The sequence below is a fragment of the Streptococcus sp. CSL10205-OR2 genome (genome assembly GCF_025660655.1).
GTDB lineage: Bacteria > Bacillota > Bacilli > Lactobacillales > Streptococcaceae > Streptococcus.
Genome location: NZ_JAOTIN010000003.1, coordinates 59,303 through 71,847 on the forward strand (window position 1 = coordinate 59,303; position 12,545 = coordinate 71,847).

The window sequence follows — 12,545 nt, forward strand, 5'->3', positions numbered from 1 at the left end:
AACTATCAGAAATAAAAATAAAAAGGAGAAAATAATGTTTCAATATAGTGATGAACAACTAGAAAAATTAGGTGCTAAGATTACAACTAAGGAAATCAAGCAACAGCCTGAACTTTGGCAAGAGGCTTTTGGTTTATTTAAAGAACATCAAGAAAAAATTGCTACTTTCTTAGATAAAGTAAAAGCAGCTAGTCCAAATAAACGTGTTAAGGTAATCTTTACAGGTGCTGGAACTTCTCAATATGTTGGTGATACAGCCCTACCTTTCTTAAAACATCATGGTGATCGTAGTCGCTTTATTTTTGAAAGTGTTGGAACAACAGATTTGGTATCTGTTCCTTATGAGCACTTATTTGAAGATGAAACACTTTTGTTAGTGTCATTTGCACGTAGTGGTAATAGCCCGGAAAGCGTTGCAGCAGTTCAATTAGCAAATCAACTCGTACCTTCTGTTTTCCATTTAACAATTACTTGTGCAAAAGAAGGTCAATTAGCCAAAAATGCTGAAGGTGATGATAATAATCTTCTATTATTGATGCCAGAATTGTCTAATGATGCTGGTTTTGCAATGACTGGTAGTTTTTCATGTATGTTATTAACAACTTTATTGACCTTTGACACTAAGCATTCATTGGCTGAAAAAGAAACGTTTGTTAATTATTTAGCAGAGATTACTCATGACGTTCTTGATAGAGAAGATATCGTCAAAGCTATTGTTGATTTAGACTTTGACCGTATTGTTTATCTTGGTTCTGGTTCTTTATCTGGTTTAACAAGAGAAGCACAACTTAAGATTCTTGAATTAACAGCTGGTAAAGTTGCTACTATGTTTGACTCTTCAATGGGCTTTAGACATGGTCCAAAATCATTTGTTAACGAGAAAACTCTTCTTATCGACTTTATCCACAACAATCCTTACACAAGACAATATGATATTGATTTAATTGAGGAAGTTTATGGCGATCAAATTGCTCTTAAAACACTTGCTGTAGGACAAAAAGGAGATTTAACGTTCTCAGGTGATACGTTTGAGTTAAAATCTGATGTCATTCTTCCAGATGCTTACCTTAGTTTAGCAGACGTATTTGTTGCTCAAATGATTTCACTTATGACTGCTGTGAAAGTAAAAAACACACCTGATACACCTTCTAAAACAGGAACCGTGAACCGTGTCGTTAAAGGTGTTATCATTCACGAATATAAATAAAAAATAAAAAAAACTGGTTAAACCAGTTTTTTTATTGCTCGTTAGCAGTAATTTCAAATTTAAAGTATTTCCAATGTTTATAGCTTTCGATATACTCTAAAACTTCCTCACTATTGCTACGTTTTGTTAATTTGATTTGTTTAATACTTGGTTCATTCGTTTTTAGCTTCAAAGCACTAGCGATATGTTTTGGAGTAGGAAGACTAACTTCATTAGTTTCAACAAAAGGTTCCTCAGACATGTGGATATTAAAATCATCTCTGAAGCGTTTATAAATAGAATTATAATGGGATAGTGGTTTATTAGGACTTAAAATATAACGAGCAGGGATATAAGATTGTTGGTAAATATAAGGCTGTTTGTCAGCTTTTCTTAGTCTCACAATCTTATAGTAGTAATCATTTTTACCTAATTCTAATTTTTTAATATAGTCAGGGTCATTGCCTTTTTCAATAGAAAGAACAGTAACAGAATCATTTTTTAAAGGGAACAGTTCAATATCTGAAAAGCCGACCAATTTTCCTTTTCTTGAGCGAGAGACAAAGGTTCCCTTTCCTTGCTGGCGAACCAAGTAACCATCTTTGACCAGTTCATTCATTGCACGAATGACAGTAATAGAACTAACCTTATAAATTTCTCTTAGTTCTAATTCTGTATAAAATTTGTCACCATTTTCAAATTTACCGTTAATAATCTGTTGGCGAAGTTCATCTTGAATCATTTGGTATTTAGGTATTTTCATATTACGTCACTTCCTAACTTATAAAATGTAAAACTGATTGATCTTATAATTCTTTAACAAATCCTTTTATAAATATTATTATACTAAATATTTTTTAAAAAAGTAAAATAGAAAAATTTTTTTTGAAAAAATAACTTGATATAACCACTCAGATATGTTAATATAATAATGTAAAATTTAAAAAGAAATGGGAGGTGAAGCGTTTGCCTCAGTTTAAGATTTCTGATCAATTTTATATAGATGATAAACCCATCAAGATTATGTCTGGTAGTATTCATTATTTTCGAGTTCATCCGGATGATTGGTATCAATCGCTATATAATCTAAAAGCTTTGGGATTTAACACTGTTGAGACTTATATTCCTTGGAATATGCATGAACCTCAAAAAGGGCAGTTTACATCCGAAGGCATTCTCGATGTTGAAAGATTCTTAGACTTATCACAAGAACTTGGTCTTTACGCTATTGTTCGCCCTTCACCATTTATTTGTGCAGAATGGGAATTTGGTGGTCTACCTGCATGGCTTCTTAAAGAAAACATGCGTATTCGTACGTCGGATCCTACTTACTTGCAACATGTTGATGATTACTATGAGTTTCTCATCCCTAAATTAGCTAAGCGTCAATTAAATCGAGGTGGAAACATTCTGATGTTCCAAATCGAAAATGAATATGGCTCTTATGGGGAAGAAAAAGAGTATCTTAGAGCAATCAAAAAGATGATGGAAAAAAGAAGTGTTGATGCACCATTTTTCACATCAGATGGTCCATGGCGAGCTACTTTAAGAGCAGGAAGCCTGATAGAAGATGATATTCTGCCGACAGGAAACTTTGGTTCTAAAGCACAAGAAAACTTTAAAATGATGCAAGATTTCTTTGATGAGTATGGTAAAAAATGGCCACTCATGTGTATGGAATTTTGGGATGGATGGTTCAATCGTTGGGGTGAAGATGTTATTAGACGCGACCCGGATGAATTAGCCCAGTCTGTTATGGATGCTTTAGAAATTGGTAGTGTCAATCTATATATGTTTCATGGGGGAACCAATTTTGGCTTCATGAACGGATGTTCAGCAAGAGGTCAAAAAGACTTACCTCAAGTAACATCTTATGATTACGATGCTATTTTAGATGAAGCGGGAAATCCTAGTAAGAAATTTTACGCTCTTCAAAATCTCATGAAGAAAAGATTTCCAGAGTTATCATATAGCGAACCCCTCATTAAGAAGGCAAAAGCTTATGATAAAGCAGAGTTAAAGGATAAAGTGAGTCTGTTTTCATTGATCGAAAATGAAAGCGATTACGTCTCTTCTTTCTATCCATTAAATATGGAAGAAATTGGTCAAAACACTGGTTACACTCTCTATCACACTGTTATCGAAAAAGATAAAGCTGACGAAGAAAGATTACGTGTTATTGATGCTAGAGATAGAATAAAACTTTATGCTGATGATAAGTTAGTGACAACACAATATCAAGAAGAGATTGGAGAGGATATTTTATTCACTCCAGAAAGTAACGAAACTCATCTTAAGATATTGGTAGAAAACATGGGGCGTGTTAATTATGGACACAAATTAACAGCACCGACTCAGAAAAAAGGTCTGGGCAGAGGTGTCATAGCCGACTTGCACTACATTGGTAACTGGAAAATTTATCCATTACCTCTTGAAAATCTCTCTAAAGTTGATTTTAATCAAGAGTGGCAAGAAGGAACACCAAGTTTCTACAAATATCAGATTACAATAGATGATGTTAAAGATACTTATCTTGACATGTCTGGATTTGGAAAAGGTGTTGTCTTTGTAAACAATGTTAATATTGGTCGTTTCTGGAACAAGGGACCTATACTTTCTCTTTATTTACCACATGGATACTTAAAGCAGGGAGATAATGAGATTGTCGTCTTCGAAACTGAAGGACAATTCGTGGAAAGTATAACTTTTTCAGAAAAGCCTGTAATATTATAAAAAAAAGAAAAGTGAGGAAAATCATGGCAATTATTGGTTCAAGAATTGATGGTCGTCTAATTCACGGTCAAGTAGCAAACCTTTGGTCAACTTCTTTAGGAATTACTAGAATTATGGTAATTGATGATGAAGTTGCTGAGAATGCTATCGAAAAAGCAGGTCTTAAATTGGCTGTTCCACCAGGAGTAAAATTAAGTATTTTACCTGTTGAAAAAGCAGCTAATAACATTATGGCTGGTAAATATGACGCACAACGTTTACTTATTGTGGCTAGAAGACCTGATCGCTTCTTACGTTTAGTTGAGTACGGAGTACCATTGACTGAATTAAATGTAGGAAATATGTCTCAAACAGAAGAAACTCGTTCTGTTACACGTAGCATTAATGTCGTGGATAGTGATATTGAAGCATTCAAAGCACTTGACGCTAAAGGTGTTCACTTAACTGCTCAAATGGTTCCAAGTGATCCAATCAACGACTTCATGCCTTTACTTAATAAGTTATAATTTTTATCCAAATAAAAGGAGGAAACAACCATGATTCAATGGTGGCAAATTTTACTTTTAACTCTTTACTCAGCATACCAAATCTGTGATGAGTTAACAATTGTTTCATCTGCTGGTTCACCTGTATTCTCAGGTTTTATCGCAGGTCTTGTAATGGGAGATGTGGCTACTGGTCTATACATCGGTGGTAGCTTGCAACTCGTTGTTCTTGGTGTAGGTACCTTTGGTGGTGCTTCTCGTATCGACGCAACTTCAGGAGCTCTTCTTGCGACTGCATTCTCAGTTGGTACAGGAATGGACAGAGAACTTGCAATCTCTGCAATTGCGGTACCTGTTGCGGCACTTATGGTATACACAGACGTATTAGGTCGTTTCTCAACTACTTACTTCGCACACCGTATCGACAAACATGTTGAAAACTTCAACTATAAAGGAATCGAAATTAACTACCTATTAGGTGCAATTCCTTGGGCACTTTCTCGTGCACTTCCAGTATTCTTAGCACTTGCACTTGGTGGAGATGCCGTTGGAAATATCTCTGACTGGATTACTAATAATGCACAATGGATGGCTGATGGTCTTATCCTTGCAGGTAAAATGCTTCCTGGTGTCGGTTTTGCTATCTTACTTCGTTACCTTCCAGTTAAGAAAAACCTTCTATACCTTGGTTTAGGTTTTGCTATTACTGCTATGCTTACAACTCTTTACGGATACATCGGTACTCTTGCTGGTGGTGTAGGTGTTGTATCAGAAATCGCAGAAGCATTAGGTGGAGCACAATTTAACGGTCTTCCAATGATCGGTATTGCTGTTATCGGTTTTGCGTTAGCAGGAATTAGCTACAAAAACGCAGTTAGCGCTCCTGTAGCAGTAGCTTCTACTACTCAATCAGAAAGTGGGGAAATTGAAGATGACGAAATCTAATTACAAATTAACAAAAGCTGATTTTAATCAAGTTAATCGTCGTAGTTTATTTACTTTCCAATTAGGATGGAACTATGAGCGTATGCAAGCATCAGGTTACCTTTACATGATCTTGCCTCAACTTCGTAAAATGTATGGAGATAACACTCCAGAATTGTTAGAAATGATGCGTACACATACGCAATTCTTTAACACTTCAAACTTCTTCCACACTATCGTTACTGGTATTGACCTTGCTTTGGAAGAAAATGAAGGTACTGAATCAAAAGATACTGTTACAGGTATCAAAACTGGTTTGATGGGACCATTTGCCGCAATCGGTGATGCTTTGTTTGGTGCAACTGTACCAGCTATCATGGGTGGTTTGGCTGCTGGTCTTGCAATCGAAGGAAACCCAGTTGGTATCTTCCTTTGGGTAGCTGTAGCTATGGCAATCAACGTTTTCCGTTGGAAACAATTAGAGTTTGCTTACAAAGAAGGGGTAAACCTTGTTACAACAATGCAACACAGATTATCAGCTCTTACTGATGCTGCAACTGTTCTTGGTGTATTCATGGTTGGTGCACTTATCGCAACAATGATTAACTTTAAATTTGGTTTTGCTCAAGACTTTGGTGGTGTTACATTTGATCTTCAAAGCACTCTTGACAAAATCTTCCCAAGACTTGTACCAGCTATGTTTGCAGGATTTGTTTACTGGTTACTTGGCCGTAAAGGTATGACTTCAACAAAAGCAATCTTTGTTGTTATCGCAATCGCTATCGGTTCAAAACTTATTACTAACTTCTTTGGTTTTGAAATCTTTACAGTCTAATTAGGAGGCAAATCGAATGAGTAAACACTTAGTTTTAGTTAGTCACGGATTATTCTGTGAAGAATTGAAAAAAAGTACAGAGATGATTATGGGCCCTCAAGAAAATATTCATGCGGTTAGTCTTTTACCAGAAGAAGGCCCAGATGATTTTCGTCAAAAATTAGAAGCAGTTGTTGAAGGTCTTGAAAACGTTGTTGTTTTTGCAGATCTCCTTGGTGGAACACCAGCAAACGTCGTTTCAAGAATGATGCTTGAAGGTAAGAAATTCGATTTCTATGTAGGTATGAATATGCCAATGGTTATCGGTTTCTTGAATGGTGTTTTACTTGACCAAGATGTTGATATTGTAGAATTTGGTACAACAAATATTCAACATGTTAATGACGTGCTATTTAGTGATGATGATGACGAAGATGAATAATCAATAAGTCTTTAAGTATCCAAACAGACCTACATTTGTAGGTCTGTTTTTTTGGTAAAAAATCAACAAAAAAAAACACCGCTGAAGCGGTGTTTTTTTTCGTTCTAGTTGATTGACTCAAGAAGAACGTCAGCTTGTTTTTTAAGATTTTCTTTTACGTCTTCAGCAACTTCAAGTTTACCTGTTTGCCAAGCTTCAGGATTAACTTTAGATGCTGTAAAGTCACCAACAACATTTGTACGGATGAATGAAAGCATTTTGCTGTATTCAGCAAACAATGGCTCATGTCCACCATTACCAACTGAAGAAACAGTCACAACTTTTTGGTTGATTGCAGATGGTCCAGTTGGATCTGAAAGATCTAACGCACGTGATACCCAGTCTAAAAGGTTTTTAACTGCGCCTGGAACAGCAAAGTTGTAAATTGGAGAGAAAATCCAGATAGCGTCAGCAGCTTGGATTTCTTCACGTACTTTTGCAACTGCTGGAAGTACTGGTGATTCAAGGTCTTGGTTAAAGACAGGTACTTCAGAGAAGTCTAAGTATGATACTTCAGCTTTTCCAGAAAGTAGAGCTTCAGCCTCTTTAGCAAGTTGGTGGTTAAATGATTCTTTACGTAATGATCCTACGATGAAAAGAATTTTTTTAGACATAAAATTTCTCCTTAAAAATTATTTAGAATATGAAATAATTATATCTATAATTTTGTCATTTGTAAAGGGTTTTGTTCAAAAAAACTAAAATAATTTATCGAGCTTTATTTTATATTTTACTTTTTCTTTAAATTAATAGGAAAATTCAGGAATCAAATCAATGATTTTTTAAATGAATTATGATATATTAATCTAGTGTCTTTTTGAGATAGAAGGCTTATTCTCTTGTTATTTCTGTCTTATAAGACAAAACGATAATGAAAAGAATGGTAGGTGTTTCATATTACTCAAGTATCAGAAACGAATAAAATGGGCACGATGTCCATCAAAAAATTAATTTTTAATATCTCATTGCCTATTATGTTTTCAATGCTAGTTCAAGCGCTTTATAACATTATTGATAGCATGTTTGTTGCGCAAATTAATGAAAATGCTTTAACAGCTATTTCACTAGCATTTCCAGTACAAAACTTCAGAATTGCTGTTGCTGCTGGAACAGGTGTTGGGATAAACGCTCTTTTGTCTAAAAAATTAGGGGAAAAAGATTCTCGTGGTGCTAGTGATGCTGCTAACACAGGGATTTTTTTAAATACTTGTCATTCATTAATTTTCTTGGCAATTGGTCTTTTTGCTGTCAGACCTTTGATGATGCTTCAAACCTCAAATGAGGTTATTGCTGAATATGGTCAATCTTACTTAACTATTATTTGTGTCTTCAGTTTTTGTGCTTTTGCTCAAATCACGTTTGAACGCTTGTTACAATCGACTGGCAGATCTGTCCTTAGTATGTATTCTCAAATATTTGGAGCTGTGCTAAATATTATTTTAGATCCAATCCTCATTTTTGGTTACTTTGGTTTTCCTGCTATGGGTGTTACCGGAGCCGCTATTGCAACAATTTTGGCACAAGCAATGGCATCTATGCTAGCTCTATACCTTAATATTAAATTTAATAAGGATATTCAGTTATCTTTAAAGGGTATTTTGCATCCAATTAAATCTACTATAGTTAAAATATATTCTGTCAGTATCCCTTCAACCTTGATGGTTTCAATTGGTTCTTTGATGCTACTTATCATGAATCAGATACTACTTGGCTTTTCAACCACAGCAGTAGCTGTTTTTGGTGTTTACTTTAAACTGCAAAGTTTCTTCTTTATGCCTATTTTCGGTTTAAATGGTGGTTTAGTGCCAGTTTTAGCTTATAATTATGGGGCGCGTCAAAAAGAGAGAATAAATCAAGCCATTAAATTTGCCATGCTTTTAGCCATTACTATTATGGTGATTGGTTTAATCATTTTAGAGCTATTTCCAAAAGAACTACTATCCCTGTTTAACGCAACACCAAAAATGGAAACAATTGGAATTGCAGCCTTACGGATCATTGCTTTATCATTTCCAATGGCTGCCGTAGGGATAACCATTAGTGGAGTGTTTGCAGCTTTTTCAAAGAGTATTTACTCTTTAATGACATCTTTATATCGTCAATTAGTTATCTTAAGTCCAACGGCTTGGTTACTGTCTTTGACGGGAAATGTTAATAATGTGTGGTGGGCCTTTTTTGTCGCTGAGGTTGTCTCCATGTTTATCTCACTATTTTTCTATAATAAAATTAAAAAAGGTATTATTAATACATTAGAATAAGAAAATAAAAAAATCTCAGCATCCTTCAGATGTTGAGATTTTATTTTCAATAAAAACTAACGACTTTCTTTTTTGCTATTAACAGTTCCTAATACTATGCTAACGATAACAGCTAAGAAAGCAACTAAAGAGAAAGTGTTAGAATCTCCAGTTTTAGGAAGAGTTTCTTTAGTTTGTTCTTGTTTAGAAGGTTTATTTTCTAAAGTTTCTTTTTTATCTGTAGTATTATTGTCATCTAGTGTTCCTTTAAATTCTGGTTTATCCTCAGCTGTCGGAGCGTTTTTAGGGACACTTGACTCAGCAGTTGTTTGCTCAACACTAGGTGCATTGTCTGGATTTTTCCATTCGATACTAGGTTTATCTTCAGCTATTGGAGCCACTTCAGGAACTTTTTCAATTAAAGAATCATTAAATTCCGGTAGATCTTCAGCTGTTGGAGCCACTTCAGGAACTTTTTCAACTAAAGGACCATTAAATTCCGGTAGATCTTCGGCTGTTGGTGCTACTTCGGCAACTTTCTCCTCTAATAGGCCATCGAATTCCGGTAAATCTTCGACTGTTGGTGCATTTTTAGGGATACTTGATTCAGCAATTGGTTGTTCAACACTAGGTGCATTTTTAGGGATTTCCCATTCGATGCTAGGTTTGTCTTCAGCGGTTGGCGCATTTTTAGGAACACTTGACTCAGCAATTGGTTGTTCAACACTAGGTGCATTGTCAGGTGTTTTATCTTCAAGCTTGCCATTGAATTCCGGTGCATCTTTAACTGTTGGCGCATTTTCAGGGACTTTTTCTTCTAATTTACCATTGAATTCTGGTGCATCCTCAGATTTAGGTGCTGTTTTTGGCACGTTCCATTCAAAATGTCGTTCTTCAATAGTACTATAAGCATTTAATTGTTCCAAAATAGCAATATCTTGAATAGCCTCTTTAGCAGCTTCAAGAGCATTATTATAGGTAATGATTGCTTCATTTAGTCTGTCTAAGGTTTGTCGAGAAAGTGGCACATTTGGATCAATGCTATTTTTAATAGTATCATAAGCTTCTTTAGCTGCTAAGAATTCATTTAATAGCTGTTTATCAATGCTCTCTTTTGGTACTAGATTACCATAAGCCTGGTAAATACTTTCAATTAAACTGTCCAATTCGTTCATAGTGAAAGAATCTCTGGCCAGTAAGGCACCTAATTCAGAAATTTTATTTTGGAATGGTGCAAAGCTTTCAGGAGTGTAGTCAATTTCTCTGACATGACCAACATCGTCAATTAGTTTTTGAACCTTGATTTTGATATCCTCATCTTCAGCTACTTGGTCGTTTGCTTGATTAGAACGAAAGGCAATCTTGTGTTGTTGTGCAAATTCTTTTGCTATTGATTGCTCACTACCAACTAGTGTTAGTTTATTAGTTGGTATACCAAAAAAGGCATTGGCATTAATAGTAGTGACTGAATCAGGTATATTAACAGTTGTTAAATGCTCAGAACCATTAAAAACATAATCAGGAATAGTCGTAATACCTTCTTCTAAAGTAACTGTTTTTAGATTTGGTTTGAAAGATAGTGCAATGTTATCTAGCAAAACGGAACCTGGAATAGTTGCTTCAGTTGCTCCTTCAGCAACGGTCAGTAATTTTGTTTGATCTTTATTAAGTAATACCCCTTGATAAGCTGAAAAATTAGGATTTCCTTCTTCAACGATGAAGCTAGTGAGATGAGGGTTTTGGAAGGTTTGTTTTTCATCATAGCTTCTTGTTTCTTTTGGAATAGTAAAAGTGGTTTCCTTTTTATTTTTAGGATAATAAACAATTGTTGATAAATCCTTTGAAAAAAGGACACCCTCTCTAGCACTATACCAACGGTTTTCTGGTGACACTTCAATTGAATCTAGGTTTTCAAAATCAAGAGCAGCAGATTCAAAGTGTTTAATATTTTTCCCAAGAATAATTTTTTTAAGTGATTTATTATTGGCTGATAATTGAGCTGATAAGGCAATAATAGGAGAATTAGAGGAAGTATCTGGAATTGTTATTTCTTCATTATTACCACTAATATTGACAACAGACAAACCGCTATTTTCAAAGCCAAGTGTTAATTGATTGTCTTTATATGTGACTCTATGAATGTTAGTCGTTTTATGATCTTTTGAGAAATCAGCTGTTGATTTTTTAAAATAACCATTTCCCCAAGTACTATCAGAATAATACCATTCCCCATCGATATACATAGCGTTCCATTGATGAGCTGGGTCTAGCAGTAAATTATTAACGGTACTTCCTGATGGAATAGTTCCATAGACAACAACAGAAGGGATGCCAGCAGCATTTAACATGGCTTTATAAAGATTAGAGTAACCACCGCAGACGGCAATTTTTTCTTTCATAACCTCATAAGGATTAGCTCTTGGATTTTGATTGCCGGTAGCGTATTTGACATTACTGGTAATCCAATTAAAAATTTGCTCGGCTTTATTAATATCGCTATCATTAGGATTTTTAATAATTTCATTTCTAACAAAAGCATTTAGTTCTTCTTCTTGTGCTTTTGTCATGGTTAACCCTGGAAGTGTTTCATCCCAACGTGTATAAGCTGTTGGTTCAGCATATGCTTTAATAAATTCTAAAGCATCCGTATTGATTTGTTGATTATCTACTTTGCTATCTGCAAAAGCAGTAATGCTAAAGGAATTATCTAGTGGTATTAATCCATCTTGAGCCACTAAAATAGCTCCAGAAGTTAGTGATAAAATCATCGCTTTTGATAATGATTTTTTGACGTTCATGTTATCTCCTTTTTTTGTATATATTACTTATATTTTACAATAAAACAGATGATTACTCAATACATTTTGGTATAAATAATTACTATGAAAAGGGGGGGAATAAGCATAGAATAGCTTCACATCATTACAACTTAATAATATTAAACTATTTTTAGTGGCTAACAAAAGTTAATATTATTACTTATTTGTATCAATATAAGCAAAATGGAAAAATAAAAATTTGAAAATAAAATCATTTTATAAGCGTATTAATTGACTATTATTTAAAAACATACTAAACTTAATATATAGTGTTTAACTAGATAATCTAATTTATATAAATTTATATAATTTAGGAAATTTTTATATCAAAAGGAGAAACATTATGGGATTAATTTGGTCATTAATTGTAGGTGGTATTATTGGAGCTATTGCTGGAGCAATTACTAAAAAAGGTGGTTCAATGGGCTTAGTGGCAAATGTTGTTGCAGGACTTGTCGGATCATTTGTTGGTCAATTACTATTAGGTAATTGGGGACCAATGCTCGCAGGGATGGCAATCATTCCATCAATTATCGGAGCAGTTATCGTTGTTGCGATTGTATCAGCAATTACAGCAAAAAAATAATTAATTTTTTACTATTTTAAAAAGGAGAAATATTATGGGATTAATTTGGTCATTAATTGTAGGTGGTATTATCGGAGCTATTGCTGGAGCTATTACTAAAAAAGGTGATTCAATGGGCTTAGTGGCAAATGTTGTTGCAGGACTTGTCGGATCATTTATTGGTCAATTACTATTAGGTAATTGGGGACCAATGCTCGCAGGGATGGCAATCATTCCATCAATTATCGGAGCAGTTATCTTAGTATTAGTGGTTTCTAAATTGAAATCAAAATAGGAGGAA

12 protein-coding genes are annotated in these 12,545 nt (G+C 34.5%); 9 read left to right on the forward strand and 3 right to left on the reverse strand.

Features of this window, described 5'->3' with window-relative positions; translation table 11 throughout:
* Window positions 1–34: 34 nt before the first annotated feature.
* The gene (locus N7659_RS02630; protein ID WP_263275679.1) at window positions 35–1,207 is read left to right on the forward strand and encodes an SIS domain-containing protein; all 1,173 of its coding nucleotides are present in this window, start codon (window positions 35–37) and stop codon (window positions 1,205–1,207) included.
* A 31-nt stretch (window positions 1,208–1,238) separates the two neighbouring features.
* Here the strand turns inward: N7659_RS02630 and N7659_RS02635 are convergent, their stop codons facing one another.
* A complete protein-coding gene (locus N7659_RS02635) occupies window positions 1,239–1,949 on the reverse strand; it encodes a GntR family transcriptional regulator (RefSeq protein WP_263275680.1) in 711 nt (236 codons plus the stop codon).
* A 203-nt stretch (window positions 1,950–2,152) separates the two neighbouring features.
* Between N7659_RS02635 and N7659_RS02640 the strand changes: the two genes are divergently transcribed.
* Genes N7659_RS02640 through N7659_RS02660 form a run of 5 tightly spaced genes read left to right on the forward strand, consistent with a single transcriptional unit; the run spans window position 2,153 to window position 6,584 of the window.
* Window positions 2,153–3,919, forward strand: coding sequence for a glycoside hydrolase family 35 protein (locus tag N7659_RS02640; protein ID WP_263275681.1), 1,767 nt, complete (start codon window positions 2,153–2,155; stop codon window positions 3,917–3,919).
* Between the two features lie 23 nt (window positions 3,920–3,942).
* Window positions 3,943–4,425 (forward strand): PTS system mannose/fructose/N-acetylgalactosamine-transporter subunit IIB, encoded by a 483-nt coding sequence (locus tag N7659_RS02645; protein ID WP_263275682.1) that lies wholly within the window; start codon window positions 3,943–3,945, stop codon window positions 4,423–4,425.
* Window positions 4,426–4,455: 30 nt separating this feature from the next.
* A complete protein-coding gene (locus N7659_RS02650; RefSeq protein WP_263275683.1) occupies window positions 4,456–5,349 on the forward strand; it encodes a PTS mannose/fructose/sorbose/N-acetylgalactosamine transporter subunit IIC in 894 nt (297 codons plus the stop codon).
* On the forward strand, window positions 5,336–6,163 hold the full coding sequence (locus N7659_RS02655; protein ID WP_263275684.1) for a PTS system mannose/fructose/sorbose family transporter subunit IID: 828 nt from the start codon (window positions 5,336–5,338) through the stop codon (window positions 6,161–6,163). Before N7659_RS02650 ends, N7659_RS02655 begins: the two co-directional genes overlap by 14 nt.
* Window positions 6,164–6,179: 16 nt before the next feature.
* Window positions 6,180–6,584, forward strand: a complete 405-nt coding sequence (locus N7659_RS02660) for a PTS sugar transporter subunit IIA (protein WP_199567759.1) — start codon at window positions 6,180–6,182, stop codon at window positions 6,582–6,584.
* A 104-nt stretch (window positions 6,585–6,688) separates the two neighbouring features.
* Here N7659_RS02660 and N7659_RS02665 read toward each other — a convergent pair whose 3' ends face one another.
* Window positions 6,689–7,237 carry an NADPH-dependent FMN reductase gene (locus N7659_RS02665; RefSeq protein WP_263275685.1) on the reverse strand — a complete coding sequence of 183 codons (549 nt, stop codon included), beginning with the start codon at window positions 7,235–7,237 and terminating at the stop codon, window positions 6,689–6,691.
* Window positions 7,238–7,597: 360 nt separating this feature from the next.
* Here N7659_RS02665 and N7659_RS02670 point away from each other — a divergent pair, with 360 nt between their 5' ends.
* On the forward strand, window positions 7,598–8,881 hold the full coding sequence (locus N7659_RS02670) for an MATE family efflux transporter (RefSeq protein ID WP_263275686.1): 1,284 nt from the start codon (window positions 7,598–7,600) through the stop codon (window positions 8,879–8,881).
* 56 nt (window positions 8,882–8,937) lie between these two features.
* Here N7659_RS02670 and N7659_RS02675 read toward each other — a convergent pair whose 3' ends face one another.
* Window positions 8,938–11,658, reverse strand: coding sequence for a transglutaminase domain-containing protein (locus N7659_RS02675; RefSeq protein ID WP_263275687.1), 2,721 nt, complete (start codon window positions 11,656–11,658; stop codon window positions 8,938–8,940).
* Between the two features lie 364 nt (window positions 11,659–12,022).
* Between N7659_RS02675 and N7659_RS02680 the strand changes: the two genes are divergently transcribed.
* Together N7659_RS02680 and N7659_RS02685 are read left to right on the forward strand one after the other, a co-directional pair.
* On the forward strand, window positions 12,023–12,265 hold the full coding sequence (locus tag N7659_RS02680) for a GlsB/YeaQ/YmgE family stress response membrane protein (RefSeq protein WP_263275688.1): 243 nt from the start codon (window positions 12,023–12,025) through the stop codon (window positions 12,263–12,265).
* Between the two features lie 34 nt (window positions 12,266–12,299).
* Window positions 12,300–12,539: a GlsB/YeaQ/YmgE family stress response membrane protein gene (locus N7659_RS02685; RefSeq protein WP_263275689.1), complete on the forward strand. Its 240-nt coding sequence runs from the start codon at window positions 12,300–12,302 to the stop codon at window positions 12,537–12,539.
* Window positions 12,540–12,545 lie beyond the last annotated feature (6 nt).

What these genes read in the sequence shown, in the direction of transcription:
- N7659_RS02635 (WP_263275680.1), bottom strand. Translation starts at nt 1,949, where the DNA reads ATGAAAATACCTAAATACCAAATGATTCAAGATGAACTTCGCCAACAG.
- N7659_RS02645 (WP_263275682.1), top strand. Translation starts at nt 3,943, where the DNA reads ATGGCAATTATTGGTTCAAGAATTGATGGTCGTCTAATTCACGGTCAA.
- N7659_RS02665 (WP_263275685.1), bottom strand. Translation starts at nt 7,237, where the DNA reads ATGTCTAAAAAAATTCTTTTCATCGTAGGATCATTACGTAAAGAATCA.
- N7659_RS02650 (WP_263275683.1), top strand. Translation starts at nt 4,456, where the DNA reads ATGATTCAATGGTGGCAAATTTTACTTTTAACTCTTTACTCAGCATAC.
- N7659_RS02655 (WP_263275684.1), top strand. Translation starts at nt 5,336, where the DNA reads ATGACGAAATCTAATTACAAATTAACAAAAGCTGATTTTAATCAAGTT.
- N7659_RS02675 (WP_263275687.1), bottom strand. Translation starts at nt 11,658, where the DNA reads ATGAACGTCAAAAAATCATTATCAAAAGCGATGATTTTATCACTAACT.
- N7659_RS02680 (WP_263275688.1), top strand. Translation starts at nt 12,023, where the DNA reads ATGGGATTAATTTGGTCATTAATTGTAGGTGGTATTATTGGAGCTATT.
- N7659_RS02670 (WP_263275686.1), top strand. Translation starts at nt 7,598, where the DNA reads ATGTTTTCAATGCTAGTTCAAGCGCTTTATAACATTATTGATAGCATG.
- N7659_RS02630 (WP_263275679.1), top strand. Translation starts at nt 35, where the DNA reads ATGTTTCAATATAGTGATGAACAACTAGAAAAATTAGGTGCTAAGATT.
- N7659_RS02685 (WP_263275689.1), top strand. Translation starts at nt 12,300, where the DNA reads ATGGGATTAATTTGGTCATTAATTGTAGGTGGTATTATCGGAGCTATT.
- N7659_RS02660 (WP_199567759.1), top strand. Translation starts at nt 6,180, where the DNA reads ATGAGTAAACACTTAGTTTTAGTTAGTCACGGATTATTCTGTGAAGAA.